12 protein-coding genes, 1 tRNA gene and 1 pseudogene are annotated in these 16,181 nt (G+C 63.8%); 6 read left to right on the forward strand and 8 right to left on the reverse strand.

What is annotated here, in order from left to right; all coding sequences use genetic code 11:
* Positions 1-111 precede the first annotated feature (111 nt).
* From VI26_RS23275 to VI26_RS12850, 3 genes are all read left to right on the forward strand, one after another.
* Positions 112-2,754: a cytochrome c peroxidase gene (locus VI26_RS23275; RefSeq protein WP_197081455.1), complete on the forward strand. Its 2,643-nt coding sequence runs from the start codon at positions 112-114 to the stop codon at positions 2,752-2,754.
* Between the two features lie 162 nt (positions 2,755-2,916).
* Positions 2,917-3,540 carry a hypothetical protein gene (locus tag VI26_RS12845; RefSeq protein ID WP_048410145.1) on the forward strand — a complete coding sequence of 208 codons (624 nt, stop codon included), beginning with the start codon at positions 2,917-2,919 and terminating at the stop codon, positions 3,538-3,540.
* Between the two features lie 323 nt (positions 3,541-3,863).
* Complete coding sequence (locus VI26_RS12850) at positions 3,864-4,292, forward strand: hypothetical protein (protein ID WP_048410146.1); 429 nt, start codon at positions 3,864-3,866, stop codon at positions 4,290-4,292.
* A 56-nt stretch (positions 4,293-4,348) separates the two neighbouring features.
* Here VI26_RS12850 and VI26_RS12855 read toward each other — a convergent pair whose 3' ends face one another.
* Entirely contained in the window at positions 4,349-4,975 is a 627-nt protein-coding gene (locus VI26_RS12855; RefSeq protein WP_048410147.1) for a glutathione S-transferase family protein, read from the reverse strand.
* Positions 4,976-5,138: 163 nt separating this feature from the next.
* Between VI26_RS12855 and VI26_RS12860 the strand changes: the two genes are divergently transcribed.
* Positions 5,139-5,214: transfer RNA gene (locus VI26_RS12860), tRNA-Ala, on the forward strand.
* 335 nt (positions 5,215-5,549) lie between these two features.
* Here VI26_RS12860 and VI26_RS12865 read toward each other — a convergent pair.
* Both VI26_RS12865 and VI26_RS12870 read right to left on the reverse strand, forming a co-directional pair.
* Entirely contained in the window at positions 5,550-7,256 is a 1,707-nt protein-coding gene (locus tag VI26_RS12865; RefSeq protein WP_048410148.1) for an amidase, read from the reverse strand.
* Between the two features lie 160 nt (positions 7,257-7,416).
* The gene (locus VI26_RS12870; protein WP_197081456.1) at positions 7,417-8,415 is read right to left on the reverse strand and encodes a LysR family transcriptional regulator; all 999 of its coding nucleotides are present in this window, start codon (positions 8,413-8,415) and stop codon (positions 7,417-7,419) included.
* A 165-nt stretch (positions 8,416-8,580) separates the two neighbouring features.
* On the opposite strand from VI26_RS12870, the gene aguA reads away from it, so the two are divergent.
* Entirely contained in the window at positions 8,581-9,717 is a 1,137-nt protein-coding gene (gene aguA / locus VI26_RS12875) for an agmatine deiminase (protein ID WP_231464373.1), read from the forward strand.
* Between the two features lie 177 nt (positions 9,718-9,894).
* On the opposite strand, the pseudogene VI26_RS25320 reads toward aguA, so the two are convergent.
* The 4 genes and pseudogenes from VI26_RS25320 to VI26_RS12890 form a co-directional block, all read right to left on the reverse strand.
* A pseudogene (locus tag VI26_RS25320) lies at positions 9,895-10,040 on the reverse strand (amidohydrolase); the annotation flags it as partial.
* Positions 10,041-10,319: 279 nt separating this feature from the next.
* Complete coding sequence (locus VI26_RS12880) at positions 10,320-10,844, reverse strand: GNAT family N-acetyltransferase (RefSeq protein ID WP_048410149.1); 525 nt, start codon at positions 10,842-10,844, stop codon at positions 10,320-10,322.
* A 103-nt stretch (positions 10,845-10,947) separates the two neighbouring features.
* A complete protein-coding gene (locus tag VI26_RS12885) occupies positions 10,948-11,952 on the reverse strand; it encodes a hypothetical protein (protein WP_048410183.1) in 1,005 nt (334 codons plus the stop codon).
* Positions 11,953-12,028: 76 nt separating this feature from the next.
* Positions 12,029-12,853 carry a helix-turn-helix domain-containing protein gene (locus VI26_RS12890; RefSeq protein ID WP_048410150.1) on the reverse strand — a complete coding sequence of 275 codons (825 nt, stop codon included), beginning with the start codon at positions 12,851-12,853 and terminating at the stop codon, positions 12,029-12,031.
* Between the two features lie 137 nt (positions 12,854-12,990).
* Here VI26_RS12890 and VI26_RS12895 point away from each other — a divergent pair, with 137 nt between their 5' ends.
* Entirely contained in the window at positions 12,991-14,193 is a 1,203-nt protein-coding gene (locus tag VI26_RS12895; RefSeq protein WP_048410151.1) for an NAD(P)/FAD-dependent oxidoreductase, read from the forward strand.
* A 41-nt stretch (positions 14,194-14,234) separates the two neighbouring features.
* Here the strand turns inward: VI26_RS12895 and VI26_RS12900 are convergent, their stop codons facing one another.
* Positions 14,235-15,896 (reverse strand): GMC oxidoreductase, encoded by a 1,662-nt coding sequence (locus VI26_RS12900; protein WP_048410152.1) that lies wholly within the window; start codon positions 15,894-15,896, stop codon positions 14,235-14,237.
* Positions 15,897-16,181 lie beyond the last annotated feature (285 nt).

The raw sequence follows: 16,181 nt of genomic DNA on the forward strand, positions 1-16,181 counted from the left end.
CCCCGGCTTGCCTATCCCCGACATGCTTCTTGTACGAACAACTTTACAAACGCATAATCCGCTGTCTTTAAATAAAAATGATTATTAATTACAAAAATGCACTCGCGCCCCTTGCTCCCCCTCATTCTGGCAGGCAGCCTGGCAGTGGCCGCCTGCTCCGGCGGCCCCGCCGCCCAGCCGGTACGCACCGGCGTCTTCGTCGACAGCCCGGTGGCGGGCCTGGACTACGACAGCGGCAGCCACGCCGGTAAAACCACCGCCAATGGCGAATTCCGCTACCTGGACGGCGAAACCGTCGTCTTCCGCATCGGCAAGCTGGAACTGGGCCGCGGCCTGGGCGCAGCCCAGCTCACCCCATTGCAACTGGCCGGCAGCCAGAACCCGGCGGACCCGGCCGTGCTGCGCCAGGTGCAACTGCTGCTGACGCTGGACGAAGACGACAATCCCAACAACGGCATCCAGATCAGCGCCGACACCGCCGCCCGCTTCAGCCGCAGCCAAAGCCTGGCCCAGGCCGGCGAGCTGCAAACCCTGCTCGACCAGGCCGGCATCGCCCGCAGCGTGGTGGCCGCCGACTACGCCGCCAGCCACTTCCGCCTGAGCCTGGCCGCGCTGCGCGAACAGCCGCCCGGCCCGCGCTTCACCGCACTGGCCGAAGCGGACGGCGCACCGCTGACCGACGCCGGCGAACGCGCCGGCTGCGTGAAAGACAAGCAGACCGGCCTGATCTGGGAAGTGAAATCCGTGCAAGGCCTGCGTAGCCAATTCCACAGCTATTACGCCAGCGCCAGCCGCAATCCGGAACGCCCGGCCCAATGCGAACCCGGTCAGGAAGACTGCCTGGCCGTCACCTACACCGAAGCCGTGAGCAAGCAAAAACTATGCGGCTTCGAAGACAGCGAAGAAGACATCGCCGAAGAACGCGGCTGGCGGCTGCCCACCGAGCGCGAACTGAAAACCTTGCTGGACTGGAGCCAGTACGACCGCTCGCGCGGCCTGCCGGCCATGGACCGCCACGTCTTCCCGGACGCCGAAGCCGCCTTCTACTGGACCGCCACCAGCCGCCGCGGCGAAGGCGCGCTGGCGGTGGCCTTCGACGACACCCACCGCACCCTGTCCAGCGTCAGCCTCAGCCTGGGCCAGCCGGCGCGGCTGCGCCTGGTTCGTGGCTCCAAGCTGGCCGACGATCCCAACCCGGAAGAAAATCCGCCGCCGCAACCGGCCTACATCCCGGTCAGCGCCGATGGACAACTGGCCACGCCGGCCCAGGCCGCTTGCGTCGACGACAACCAGCACCCGGACAGCTGGCGCGACATCATCCTGTGGCAGGCCCAACCGCGGCCGGCCGGCGCCGCCAGCCTCAATCCGACGCTGGCCGCGCTGCAACAGCAGCGCTTGTGCCAGCAGGACAATTGGCGGCTGCCCAACGTGGCCGAAGCCAGCCGCTGGCTGCAATTGCAACAGGACAAGCACTATCCCGCTGCCAGCGCCGCCGCCCGAGTATGGGCGCGTGACGCGCGCGGCTCACTCTACGCGCTGGACCGCGAGGGCGGGAAACAGAGCGCGGCCGAACTCGCCGGCCAGGCCGAGCAGCCGCTGCTGCTCGCCCTCTCGATCCGCCCGGCCAAACCGCCGCAGCCGGACAGCGACGGCGAGGCGCCGGACGCCGCCCAGCTGGCGCAATGGCGGATCAGTTACAGCCAATACCTGCCCGGCGCGGAGCGCCAGGCGGCCTGGCCCGCCCCCACGCTGGACGCGGCGGTGCAAGCCGGCTTCCGCGACCTGGGCCTGCTGCCGGCGGCGCCGTTTCCGGCCGACAACCCCTATAGCGCCGCCAAAGTGGCGCTGGGCGACAAACTGTTCCGCGATCCACGGCTGTCCCGCAACAACCGCATCGCCTGCATCAGCTGCCATGCGCCGGAACACGGCTGGAGCGATCCGCGCCCAGTGTCCCAAGGCCACATCGGCCAATTGGGCGGCCGCAACGCCATGACCCTGCTCAACACCGCCTACGTCGGCGCGCTGTTCTGGGACGGCCGCGCCGCCAGCCTGGAAGAGCAAGCCAAGGGCCCGGTGGTCAATCCGCTGGAAATGCACCAGCCGCTGGGCCAGGCGGCGGCCAAGATCGCCGCCGCGCCGGAATACGCGCCGCTGTTCGCCGCCGCCTATGGCGACAGCCGCGTGGACCTGGAGCGCATGGCCAAGGCCATCGCCACCTTCGAGCGCACGCTGATCAGCCACGACAGCGCCTTCGACCGCTTCCTCAAGGGCGAGCGCGCCGCGCTGAACGACCAAGCGCTGTGGGGCCTGCATCTGTTCCGCACCAAGGCGCGCTGCATCAACTGCCACAACAGCCCGCTGCTGTCCGACAACCAGTTCCACAACACCGGCCTCAACTACATCGGCCGCGACAAGGAAGACCTGGGCCGCGGCGGCGTCACCGGCCTGCACGCCGATTTGGGCAAGTTCCGCACCCCCACCCTGCGCGACCTGCTCTACACTGGCGACTACATGCACAGCGGCGACATGCCGCTGGATGAGGACGGCGCCGGCGTGATCGAGTTCTACAACAACGGCGGCAATCTGGTGGAAGCAGTGGGCGTGGAAAAATACACCCAGCCCAAGCCATCGCCGCTGCTCAAGCCGCTGGGCCTCAGCGCCGCGGAAAAGCAGGCATTGCATGCCTTCCTGCAAGCGTTGTCCGGCCCGCCGCGACTGCAGCCGGCCAGCGAGGCCGAGTTGTTCCGCCGTTGAGAAACGCTCACGCTCAGCCATGGCCCGGCCTCGCCGCCGGGCCGCGTTCGCGCTGGATTCCACTGGCGCAAACGCCGTTTACGGTTTATCCCAAAATATCGCGCCATGACAGGCGCGTATTTTTGCCAACTGAAAACCGACGGATAGCAAGAGGGGGACGCGATGGCGTGGTCGCTGCAAAGGGCTTTCAATAATGCCGGGAACGGCGCCAACGCCGCCGGGGTGTGCGAGGCCGCGGTCTGCCTGTGGCTCAAGCACATCCAGGACCGCGTGGGGAAATTCAATATGGGCAGCAGCGCCGGCGACTACCTGCCCACCACCCAACAGGCGGACGCGCTTTACCAGCAGTTCGACAACGGCGCCTACCTGTTTCGCTTCGCCTCCTACCTGGAACAGCAGGTCTACCCCTCGGTGGCTCCCCACAACCGGGTGGGAGACGCCAATCACGCGGAAACCTTCGGCCTCGCCTTCTGCCACTACTGCAACAACGCCCACGGCGCCAGCGCCCAAGCCTGGCAGAACATCCTGGAGAACCTGATGGTGCGCGGCGACGCGCTGTTCCTCAACCTGATGCGCAACGGCGGCGCTTCCGGCCACGCCGTCGGCGTCTACAAGGGCAGTGACTATATCTGGGTGTTCGATCCCAATAGCGGGCTCTACCGCGGCAATGTCAGCGCCGGCTGCTGCAGCGCGGCGGACTTGTTCCGCGCGGCGCAATACCTGGCCGGCCTCACCACCGGTCACTGGAACCAGACGGTTTACTACGGGCTGCATATGCGGGCGTGATGCCCGGACCAAGCTCGATTGACCTCTCCCTGTCGCTGTGGCGACAATCCGCCTTGTGCCGCGCAATGGCGGCACCGGGACTGCAAACCTGAATTGTAAGGAACACGCGTTGCACACCGCGCGCGTGCCAACCATCACGCCGCGTGAGTGGCCATGATGGTGACGGCGGTACGCCAATCCCTTACGTTCTGGTCTGTCCCCATTAGAGGTGGGTTCAGAGAACTACATGGGTAAATGAAATCAGATTCGCGTTTTTCATTTTCATGTGGTCTTGGCGCTGAACTGCGCAAGTTCAGCGCCAGGCATTGCTCAGGAGCTTGTATATGAATCCATTCTTCCCCCCGCGCCGCCGTTATAAAGGCGTATCGCTGGAAGCCGTCGAAATGCTATTGCCCTTCGTCAGCTTCATCCCCGGCCGCACTTATCCCCATTACTGGCAAATCGAGCCTAGTTACGATACTTATCCACAGGCCTGCGCCGATGGCCGCGAATACGCAGCCCATCTGCTGCAATGGCTGAAGGACAATCCGCTGTTGGTCGGCTCTGGCCTGTTCGGCCGCATCGCCCGCGACATCGACTTCGCCAACCCGCAGCAACGCGGAGCGTGGGAAGCGTTCTTCCGCCATTTGGAACGCGTGCTGGCACTGGGCGTGCGCAGGTTGGATGTGTTTGCCCATGTCGATAGCCAGCATGACTACCACCGGGCGGTGGAGGCGAGTTTTGAGCTGGAGGGCAAGGTGAGGAAGGTTTAAGTCCGCCCAAGAAGTGAAAAGCCCGGCGGTGCCGGGCTTTTTCAATGAGGCGTTGGTTAAGCCACGCCGACACTCCCATGGGTCACAAACCCCGGCCGTTGAATCAGCCGCTGGTAATAGGCGTGCGCATGTGGCAGCTCCGGCTTGTCGAAAGGCGTCAGCTGCCAGCGGTGGATGGACAGGCCGAGCACGATGTCGGCCAGGGTGAAATCATCGCCGCAGATATAGGGCGTATCCTGCGACGCCAGCTGCCGGTCCAGAATGGCCATATAGTGGCCCCATTGCTGGATGCTGGCCTGGATTAGCGCCGGGTCCTGGTGTTCCGGGCTGTGGCGGCTGAGGCCGTGGAAGGCGTAGCCCCAGGAGCCGTTCAGCTCGGTGGCCTGCCAGTCCATCCATTTTTCCACTTGGGCGCGGCTGCGCGGATCGGCGGGCAGCAAGTGGCTGGCCCGGCGCGAATCGGCCAGGTAGCGGCAGATGGTGTTGGATTCCCACAGCACCAGGCCGTCGTCCACCACGGTCGGAATCAAAGCATTGGGATTGAGCGCCAGGAATTCCGGGCTGCTGGCGGATTGGAAGCCGCGGCCCCAGTCTTCGCGTTGGTAGTCGATGCCGATTTCATGACAGGTCCACAGCACTTTGCGGACGTTGATGGAACTGGTGCGGCCCAGGATGCGCAGCATGGGAATCTCCGGCGAGGATGGATGGACCGGAGCAGTGTAGTCCCACCGGGCGCGGGTATGCCATTTAAATGCTTGACTGTGGCGGGGATGCGCCAGCCTGGCGGCGCGCCAGCGGCGGGCCTTGGCAAAGCCCAGCCGATTGGCATATGATGGCGTTCACTTTGGGCCGATAGCTCAGCTGGGAGAGCGCTGCGTTCGCAATGCAGAGGTCGGGAGTTCGATCCTCCTTCGGTCCACCAATCCCCCTTCTTGTTTTTTCCTGCGTGAAACTAGAGCGAATTTTTTTGCAGCTGCTGCAAAGATAGGCGATCGGGCCTTACACGAGAGAGTTCGTAAGCATTGGCATTAGGCCCGTGCAGATAACACTGAACTGTGCATCACTATCCCAGCAAACCCGCCTAACGGCGGGTTTGTCGTTGCTATTGTGTGCTTATTCAGCTGAAGTCGTCGTCCAGCGCCACTACCCATGGATGAAGGTTCGGCCAGAGCGGGAATTCCCCTCAAGGCAAGCAATGATGGCTTCCAAGCCACTGCTACCGGCTGAACCCCCGTCCTGATCTGCCCTAGCCGGTGCTCATTGAGCTAGCGGTGGCGTGCGCGGCGGGATCATGCGCTTGTTGCCGGTGGCTTCAAACGCGCCGGCGAAGCGCAGCAGCGCGTTGTCATCATAGGCGCGCCCGGCAAAAGTCAGCCCCACCGGCATGCCGATATCAGCCATCACTCCCATCGGCACGGTAACAGTGGGGACGCCAAGATGGCGGATGGCGAGGTTGCCATTGGCTACCCAGACGCCGTTGCTCCAGGCGATGTCGGCTGAGCGCGGATTGACGTCTGCGTCCGCCGGGCCGACGTCGGCCACGGTGGGGAACAGCACGGCGTCCAGCTTTAGCGCATCCATCCAGTCTTCCAGATCCAGCTTGCGGGTCTTTTCCAGGCCACGCAGACCATCCGGCACGCTTTCAATCCGGTCATAGGACTTGAGGCCCCGCTTGGCCATGTTGACGTACTCGTCCATGCCGGCGGCCAGGTCCCCTTCGCGGTTGGGCAAGGTGCCCGGATCGTGCGGGAAGATCTTCGGACCATCCGCGTCAGCCAGTTTGTTGAGCTTGGGGTCGCCGTTGGCGCGCAGGAACTCATCGAAAGCCCAACCGGACAGCTCCCACAGCTCGTCATTGAGAAACTCAGCTGAGACGATGCCGCGGTTGAATACGGTGGGCGCGCCGGGACGATCGCCTTCGCAGTTGGAAACCAGCGGAAAATCCACTTCGATGACTTCCGCTCCGGCGGCTTCCAGTGCCTGACGCGCGGCTTCCCAGAGATCGATCACCGACGCGCGGGTATGGATGCGCTGTCCGGTCGGGCCGCCGATGCCAGGCGTTTCGCTGGTGCCGGCCAGTTCGTCCTTGTTGATGTACATGCGTGGTATGCCAAAGCGCTTGCCCTTGAGTATCTCGGGCTGAGCCAGCAGGCCGGAATAGGAATCTGGCCGGACCGCCGAGGCTTTGGGAATCTCCACCCAGGGCTGCAGGCGCCATAGGTCGCCACGGCTGATCGGGTCGTCCGCGACGATGACGTCGAGCACTTCGAGCAAGTCCGCCATGGTGCGGGCGTACGGCACGACAACGTCCATGGTCGGCGTCAATGGCCAGTTGCCGCGTACCGAGATGACCCCGCGGGACGGCGTATAGGCGCACAGGCCATTGTTCGAGGCCGGGCCGCGGCCGCTAGACCAGGTCTCCTCGGCCATGCCGAAGGCGGCGAAGCTGGCGGCCGTCGCGGTACCGGCGCCATTGGAAGAGCCGGAGGCGAACGGCGCCGTCAGGTAGTTGGCGTTATAGGGGCTTTCGGCACGACCGTAGCAGCCGCGCTGCATGCCGCCATTGGCCATGGGCGGCATATTGGTCTTGCCCAGGCAGATGGCGCCGGCTGCGCGCAGGCGCGCTATGGTGAAGGCATCGTGTTGAGCTAGCAGATCCTTGAACGCCGGGCTGCCTGAAGCGGCGGTCAGCCCCTGCACCAGATAGCTGTCCTTGGCGGTATAGGGGATGCCGTCCAGCGGGCTCAGCGTTTCACCACGGGCGCGACGGGCATCGGATGCCTCGGCTTCCTTGATCGCGTCCGGATTACGCACCACCACCGCATTGAGCCTGGTCTCCGTCGCGGGGCCATCGTAGGCCTCTATCCGCGCCAGATAGGCCTTGACCAGTTCAACCGCTGTCGAACGCCCGGATTCGAGCGCTGCGCGCAGTTCGGCGATGGATAGCTCGGTAACCTCGATCATGCTACTACCTCCACTAAGAAGACGGATTTCATGCCCATCGCGGCGACCGTTTCCTGCAGGCGCAGGCGGGTCAGCGCACGCATGGGCTGTTCTGCAATATGGTGGCTAATCTACAAGAGATAACGTTATGCGGGAAAATGATTCATTTTGATGCACTTATTCATACGGCGAATACCGGGGCCGCATCATCGGATTCGATGAGGCTGCGCATCAAATCGCGCAGCCAGTGCAGCGCAGGATTACTATCCTGCACCGGGTGCCAGATGCAGTTAAGGTGATAGCCTGGCAATTCTTCCGGCAACGCAACCATCTTCAACGGCCAGTAGCCCGCCATCATCGCCGCTACTTTCTTGGGCAGGATAAACAAATGATCGGTGTTGCTGACGATAGCGGCTGCGGCCATATAGCTTTGGCTGTGCACCGAGATCTTGCGCTGCAAGCCGCGCTCGGCAAGAAAATCATCCATTGACGATCCCAGATTGCCCAGCGGCGCGTGGAAGACATGCGGCAAGGCAATCAGATCCGATAGTGTCAGCCTATCATTCTGGAGCGGGTGATCATGGCGTAAGATGCCGATCAGTGGCTCGTTCAGCCAGGTTTCCCGGCACAGATAGCTGGGGATGGACATGTATTCGTCAAAACCCAGCAGGAAATCGATTTCACCGTCGGCAAGCGCCAGTTCCGGAATGTCTTCCCGCAGGATGGTGATGTCGATATGAACGTTGGGCGCTTCCTCCGCCAGTTTTTTCACCAGAGGCGGAATCAGCACGCACTCTACATAATCCGTGGTGCACAGGGTGAAGCGGCGCGCCGATGTTGCTGGGTCAAAGGCCTCCGGCTGGCTGAAATGGCTTTGCAGCAGGCTGAGCGCCTGATGGACGCCCTGTTGCAGATAGAGTGCTTTTTGCGTCGGCAGCATGCCGTGCGGCGAGCGCACCAGCAGCGGGTCGTCGAAGAATGTCCGCAAGCGATTGAGCGAGTGACTCATCGCCGGCTGGCTGACAAACAGTTTCTCTGCCGCCCGTGTGACACTGCGCAGGCTGATCAGGGCATCCAGTGCCAGCAGCAGGTTCAGATCCAGTTGATGCAGCTTCACACCATTCACCGTATTTATGAAAGTATTCGTATTGTTCATTTGCTGAATAGTTTGGCTCTCCATAGACTACGTCTGTCAATCACTTCGTCGTTCATTGCAGAGGAAATCTGCAGTTCCAGAACGCTGATCCGCCCGGCGAATGTGCATTGGTCGAGCCTCCGCATCGCGCAGATCGGGAGACGAGCCGAGTCTGTCATCCGCAAATGCACGATCTATTGAATACTTCTGATGGCATTTATCAAGTCGATGGTGATCAAAATGAACAATAAAACGCACAATAGCCTACCTGCCGCCGATGGTTTTCACATGCCGGCCGAGTGGGCGGAGCATCAGGCGGTATGGATGATCTGGCCGCAGCGCCCGGATAACTGGCGCCATGCCGGACGCGAGGCGCAACAGGCCTTTGCTGCCATCGCCAAAGCCATTTCGGCGGCCACGCCTGTGTTCATGGCCGTGCCAGAACCGTTCATGTCGCAGGCGCGCGCAGTGATGCCCTCCGAAGTCACCCTGGTCGCCATGAATAGCGATGACTGCTGGATGCGCGACAGCGGGCCGACCATGGTGATCGATCCGGCGGGCCAGCTGCGTGGCGTGGACTGGAAGTTCAATGCCTGGGGCGGCTTCAATGGCGGGCTGTACCATCCTTGGGATCAGGATAGTGAAGTTGCGGGCCAGGTGTTGGCCCACCATGGCTTTGATCGCTACCTAGCCCCGCTGGTGCTGGAAGGCGGCTCGATTCATGTCGATGGTGAAGGCACGCTGCTCACCACCGCGGAATGTCTGCTCAATCCCAATCGCAATCCGGATTTGTCCAAAGCCCAGATCGAGGCCCTGCTTTCCGAGCATCTGAATGTGACGCACTTCATCTGGCTGCCGGAAGGCGTGTTCATGGATGAAACCGACGGTCACATCGACAATATGTGCTGCTTTGCCCGTCCTGGGGAGGTTGTGTTGCACTGGGTCGACGATGAACAGGATCCGCAGTATCCGCGTTCGCAGGCCGCCTACGAGGTGCTGTCCAAAGCGCGCGACGCCAAGGGCCGCCAGCTCAAGATCCACAAGATGCTGGCTCCGGGTCCCTTGTTCTATGAGCAGGATGAAACGGTTGGCGTGGTGGCTAGCGGGCAGGCCGTGCCGCGTGAGGTTGGCGAGCGCATGGCCGCTTCTTATGTCAATTTCCTGATCAGCAACGGACAGATTATTTTCCCGCTGCTGGATGAGCGTACCGATGCCGCGGCAGCCAGCCGCTTGCAGGAGATCTTCCCGGAGTACCGAATTGTCGGCGTCCCGGCGCGCGAGGTACTGCTTGGCGGCGGCAATATCCACTGCATCACCCAGCAGATTCCGGCAGGCAAGGCTAGCTGAGGCACTATCGTGCACGGCGGGTGAATGCCCGCCGTTTCTGTCTGCCATGAGCCTAGCTTGTGCAGTGTGCGATCAGCTTATGCTCCCCAAGTGCGGCCAGCCGATACTTCCGGTTTCACATTCTTGGCCTCTCCAAGCTATTCCGCAGCCATTTCGTTTTCCTCCCGCCACATCCCTTGGCAGAAAGCCGCCGGCATGGGACAGAATGATGTTCACCTCCGGATGGCGTGCCTGCGTGTCGTTCAGCACCATCTGCACCGCGGTGCGGGTGGTGTCGAAGGAGGCACTAGCGGTCCGGGCATGCCGGCGATGGCGTCGATGGCAATCACTGACCTCTGGGCAAACCGGCCTAGGGTTTGCGCGAGTGGAATAGGCGGGGCCGGCAGGGGGCGTGGCCAGTGCTTTCGGTCTTAGAACCTGTTCAAAGTCTGCTGCGCTTCAGCGATACGGCGTTGAAACCGAGCTCAAAATGCTCATGTACCACATGTACATTCCGCTTTTTCGCTCGTTTTCGCCTTGTCTCGCCCTTGCTCGCGAGACTTTGAACAGGTTCTTAGGCGGTCACGGAAGCTTGGTCCGGCCGCCACGCAGATCGTGCATCGTCACACGTCGCGTCCCAAAAGCTGGCAGGGCCAGCCGTCAATGTCTAGGGCGGAGATTCGCTCGTAGCCGCAGGATTCATAAAAGCGCACCAAGGCGCCGGAGCCGCCGCCATAGCAATCGACCCGCATGCGCTTCACTTCCGCCAGCCTGGCCTGATCCTCCGCGAAAGCCATCAAGCGCCGGCCAATGCCGCGTGCGCTGGAGTGGCGCGAGGCGACCAGCAATCGCACATATATTTCCGGCGCCGTCGCGGCCGGAACATAGGGCATGGCCTCGCCCAGCACCAAGGCCGCGCGGATAGGGCCGTCGCGCTGCTCCGCCACCCAGGCGCCGGGCAGCGAGCAGGCTTCGACCACCCTCGCCACTTGCCGCGGCTGGCTGGACCAAGGCTCCGCTCCCCATTGTCCCGGATTTTGTATTTCGGCAAACCAGGCGATGATTTCATCGAAAATGCTCAACACCGCGGGGGCGTCGGCGGCGCTGGCGCGCCGAATGATCAAGCTGTCTGACTCTGCGTTCGCCATGTGGGGTCTTTCTCTCATTACTCGTCTAGAGGAAGCGGCTTATCCGCCTTGCATCCCATGGTTCGAGGCCAGGGGCTTGATCATTCTACTCGATTGACATTCATCAGGCCGGTGGCGGTTCCAGTTTGTCCAGCAGGAAGCGGCCGCGCGCGGCGATGGACGGGCAGGTGTCTGCGGCCAGTTGCCGTACCAGGCGCAATGGGGCTTGGCCGGTTTTTTCCCAGTCGCGGATCAGCATTTCGCCGGCAACCCGTCTCACGATGGGAGAGCGGTCCTCGGCCGCTTGCCACGCCATGTCCGGGAAGGCGGCCGGGATGCTGAGCGCGCGGGTGCCGTGTATCGGCTTGAGGCGCTTCTGGGCCCGGCGTATATCCGTCCATTCCCATTCGCGGCCAGCCAGCCAGGTCATTCTGCCCTCCAGCAGGCAGCGATAGGCCTTGGCGCGCAAGGAGGGCTGGATGGCCTGCTTGGCGATGTCCTGCAAATACGCATCCAGCGTATCCTTGCGGCCAAGTTGCGCCAGCACGGCGACCACGGGGCCGGAGGGGCTGGTTATCAAGCTATCCTTGAGCGCGCGCTTCACTTCGTCCTGCGCGGAGATGGCCATCAGCGTTTCCTGTTCCAGGGCCTCCAGGCGCCCCCAGGATGTCCAGTTAGGCAGGAGCGCGCACAAGGCCGCGGCGACGTGTTGCGGCGCGGTATGGCTGGCGATGTCAGGCAGGGTTTCGCGCGCCGCGGCTCGGACTTGCGGCACCCAATCGTTCAGCCGGCGCAGGGCAAGGGCGAAGAAGAAAGCGTTGGGCGCGCCGTGCTTCAGCGCGCGCAGCGTTTTTTCCCGCAGGTAGCCGTCTTCGCTGCATAGGTCCAGCCAGGTCGGCCCAGGAGTTTGCCGGAATAACAGCGTCCATTTGCTGGGCGCGGCGAGCTGCCATGCCCGGTAGCGTTCCCAAGACAGAAAGCGCTCCCAGTACTCGAGGTTTTTCAAGGGCAGGGCGGCCGTCGCGGCCGCCAGGGGCGCCATCTCGGGTTCGCGGCCAGCGCGGACCAATTGGACGAACTGCCGGATCGCGGCGAAAAGATTGGTTTCATGAATGTGTTGTTGCGACATCTGAATTTCCCACTCGAAAGCGTTATTGAGCGCCAGCGCCTCGCCGGCTTGCTTAGCCTGCCCAAGTTCCAATCCGCTAGGCCGGCCCTTGCCGCGCGAAAAAGCGCGCCGGCGATTCGCCGAAAGCGCGCCGGAACATTGCGATGAAGTTGCTGGGCGAGGCATAGCCCAGCTCATCGGCCACCACGGCCACGGCGGCGCCGCGCGCCAGCATTTCCATGCCGCGTATCAGTAGCGCCTGCTGTCGCCATTGCCCAAAGCTCATGCCGGTATGCGCCTGGATGTGGCGGCGCAGCGTGCGCGGCGACATCGCCGCGGCGGTCGCGCAGTCGGGCAGCGCGAGCTTGCCGGCCGGCTCGGTCAGCAGCCGCTGGGCCAGTGCCGCGATGCGCGGGTGTTCCGGTATCGGCAGGCAGAGCGCCTGATGCGGTGCTTGCCGCAGCTCGTCCAGCAGCACCGCGGCGATGCGTTCCTGCTCCGGCCGCCATGGCGCGTGATCCGTCCAGGTCACCGCGCGGCGCACCGCGGCGCGCATCAATTCGGTGATCGCCACCACTCGCGGCTGCGGGCTCAGCGCCTGGCTCCAGTCCGGGTTCAGCAGCACGCTCCAGCCGGCCAGCGCGCCGCTGACGCGCACCCGGTGCGGCATGCCGGGCGGAACCCAGCCGGCGCGGTGCGGCGGCAGCACCCAGGCGCCGTGCGGGGTGCGGATCTGGATCAGGCCGGTTTCCACGCAGAGTAGCTGGCCGCGCACATGGCTGTGCCTGGCGTATTCGCGGCTGCCCAGCCGGTAGTCGCTGTCTTCGTTGTCATTGCCGGGCACGGCGATCAAGGGCGGGCCGCCGGCCCATTCGCTCAGGTCCACGGCCTCTTCCGGCGGTGTGGCGTCGATATTGGCCATTTTTCACCATTTATTGGCAAAACAGCGTTATAGCAGCTTTGACGACGGCGCGCACAATCGTCGGCAAGGGTCAGAACGGCCGCCGGCGCGGCGGCGGTCCTGACCGGGTTTCCCACTTGATGAGCAAAGGACAAGTTATGCAATCCCTACGCATTGGCATCGTCGGCGCCGGCCTGGGCGGGCTGTGCCTGGCCCAGGGGCTGGCGCGCGCCGGCATCGCCGCCACCGTGTTCGAGCGCGACCGCACTGCCGACAGCCGCTGGCAGGGTTATCGTCTGCGCATAGACGGCGATGGCCAGCAGGCCCTGCGGCAGGTGATGACGCCACGGCAGTACGAGCTGTTTCGACAAAGCTGCTCGCTGGGCGGCGACGATTGTTTCATCGATCCGCAACTGCGCGCCTTGCCGGAACGCAAGCCGGCGCACTGGCGGCCATCGGCGCAAGCGGACGATGCGGCGGAGCGCGATCTCAGCGCCAATCGTCAGACGCTGCGGGAAATCCTGGCCAGCGGGCTGGAGGGGCAGATCCGCTGGGGCCACGCCTTGCGCGGTTTCAGGGAAACGCCGGGGGGCCTGTTGCTGGATTTCGAGGCTCGGCCCGAGTGTGAGGTGGATGTGCTGATTGCCGCGGACGGGGTGGGTTCGGCCGTGCGCCGGCAATTGATCCCAGGCGGCGAGCCCGATGACGGCGGCGCCATCGTGTTGTACGGCGTCACGCCGTGGGAGGCCTTGCCGGCCGAGGCGTTGACGCCGGAACTGGGCCAGGGCGTGTGCGTGGTGTTCGGCGATGGCCTGACCGCGGTGATAGAGGCGATGCGTTTCCGCGCGCCCTTGCCGGAGCTGGCGCGGCGGCTGGCGCCGGAGGCGGCGCTGAGCCCGTTGTCGGATTACTGGTATTGGGCCTGCGTGGCGCGGGCCGAGGATTTGGGCGGCGCGCTGCCGGCGGAGCGCTTGAGCGGCGACGCGCTGCGGGCGCGGGTGCTGCAGGCGACGCGCGGCTGGCATTCGCGTTTGCGGGCGGTTTTCGCGCATGGCGATCCGCGGTGCCTGGGCGCGCGGGCGATCCGTGTGAGCGCCGAGGTGCCGGTCTGGCGCTGCGAACGCGTGGCTTTGCTGGGCGATGCGATCCACGCGATGAGCCCGGCCGGCGGCTTGGGCGCCAATACCGCGCTGTGCGATGGCGCGGCACTGGCCCGGGCCTTGGCGCTGGCGGGAACGGCGGCCGAGGCGGCCGCCGCTTTGCGGGCGTGGGAGCCGGGGATGCGACGGCGCGCCGCCGCCGCCTTGAGCTTGTCGCTGGCGGGAACGGCGCGCTTATTGCAAACAACGGCGCGGGCCTAGCCGGCGTCGCGCGCCGTGGAGGCATGGAGAGTTCAAGCTCCTTAGCCGCCGTTTTTAATGATGTGCTCGATATTGCGTTCCGCCAGCGCGGAGATGGTCAGCGAGGGGTTGACCGCGCCGGTGCTGCCGGGAATCAGCGCGCCGTCCATCACGTACAGGCCGGGATGGCCGATGACGCGTCCCCAGTTGTCGGTCGCCTTGCCTAGCACCGCGCCGCCCAGCGGGTGCGCGGTCCAGTTCAGGCCGGTGACATCGTCGATAATCCCTGGAAAACCAGGGATGGAGTTGGTGGCGTCGGCGATTTTCCGGTTCACCGCCTTGGCTGCGGCAACGCTGTCGGCATTGCCTTGCCGCGGCCAGTTCAGCACCACCCGGTCGGTGGCGGGGTTGTAGCTGAAGTGGCCGCGGTTGCTTTGGTCAAAGGCGATGCCCAGCGAGCCGATCACGGTGGTCAAATCGGTGGGCAGCCCGGGCACGTACCAGTTTTCCAGCGTGAACGGCAGTCCACGGCTGGGGTCGTGAATGCGCGAAGCGCTGGGGGTGGCCTGCGTCGCCAGCGATAGCGTGCTGAGACTGCGCACGACGATGGTGCTGCCATTACTGCCCCAGCCTTGGCCGACATGCTCGTTGAGATTGCGCAAAGTGCCTTGCGCGCGCGCCTTGACCAGCAGTTCCGAGCTGCCTATCGAACCGGCGGCGAGAAAGAGCCGATCGCAGCTGAGCCGGTAACGCTCCAGCTGGCGGCCGCTGGGATGGCGCTTGATGACGTCGACCTCGTAGCGGCTGCCGTCCCAGGCGATGCTGAGCACCTCATGGCCGGGGTAGATGGCGGCGCGGCCGGTGGCCTGCGCCTGCGCCAGGTAGTTCTGGTTCAGGTCGAACTTGGCGCCGTTGGAGTTGCCGTGATTGGACAAGCCCACGGTGGCGGAGGGCCTGGATTGCCCGCGCAGTTCCTGGCGGATCACTTCCCAGTTGAAAATGGAGTCGTTGGGCGTGGTGAGGTAGCCGGCTTTGCGCACGTGCTCATCCCAAACGCGCGAGTGGTGGAAGGGCTTGCTGCGGTAGATGTCGGCCGGCATAGCGTTCAAGTTCAGCATTTGCCGGACCCGCGGATAATAGCTGCGGTCCATCTCCTCGTAGCTGACCCGGTCGCCGAACAGCGCTTCGAAGTATTGCTTTTGCGGCTGGATCATGACGCCGGTGAACACCACCGAGCCCCCGCCGACGCAGGCGCCGCGCCAGACATTCATATTGGGGTAGTCGCTTGAATCCAGCACGCCGCCGAAATAATCGAAATACGTGCGTATGCCCGTCAGCATCTTGGCATCCTTGCGATGCCAGAACGCGCGCCCATCGGGCAGGGTGTCGTTGGAGAAGATATTGCGCCATGGGTCTTTGGGCCAGCGATGGCCGCGTTCCAGCACCGTGACCTGCTGGCCGGCCTGCGCCAGGCGCAGCGCGGAAATGGCACCGCCGAAGCCGGAGCCTATCACCAGATTTGGGGTGTAGCCGGGTGGGCGGGAGACGGGTTTGAATATTTCCGGCACTAGCAGCTTGTATTTCGCTTCCATGAGGATGGACGCGGAAGCGGGTGAGGGGAGCAGCAGGCTGGCGGTGCCGGCTCCGGCGCCAAGCAGTAGTTGTCGGCGATTGAGGCTGGGATTGAGGCTGGCGAGTTTGTCATCTTCGGGGGTGTTGGCCATGGTGGGTGCCTTTCCGTTTTTAAGAAGCACGTTGAGATAATTTGCTTGTTAAATAAGCGGTGGCATTCTTGTCTGTTGGCGCGGGCGTAGATACTGGCAATATTAACAGTTATTTAAAAGTCATTCAATTGTATTGATTGGTTAACGGCGCAAGCAGGTCAATGGATTACGCTAGGCTTTTTAAGGCATTCATATGATTTGGTAATGGTGTCTGGTGGGGGCGTCCTTGCACGGCATAGCCGGACGGGCCGCTCCAAGAGCGGCCCGTCGTGCGTGTTTAGAACG

Origin of the sequence: Chromobacterium sp. LK1 (assembly GCF_001043555.1) — a bacterium.
Taxonomy (GTDB): Bacteria; Pseudomonadota; Gammaproteobacteria; order Burkholderiales; family Chromobacteriaceae; genus Chromobacterium; species Chromobacterium aquaticum.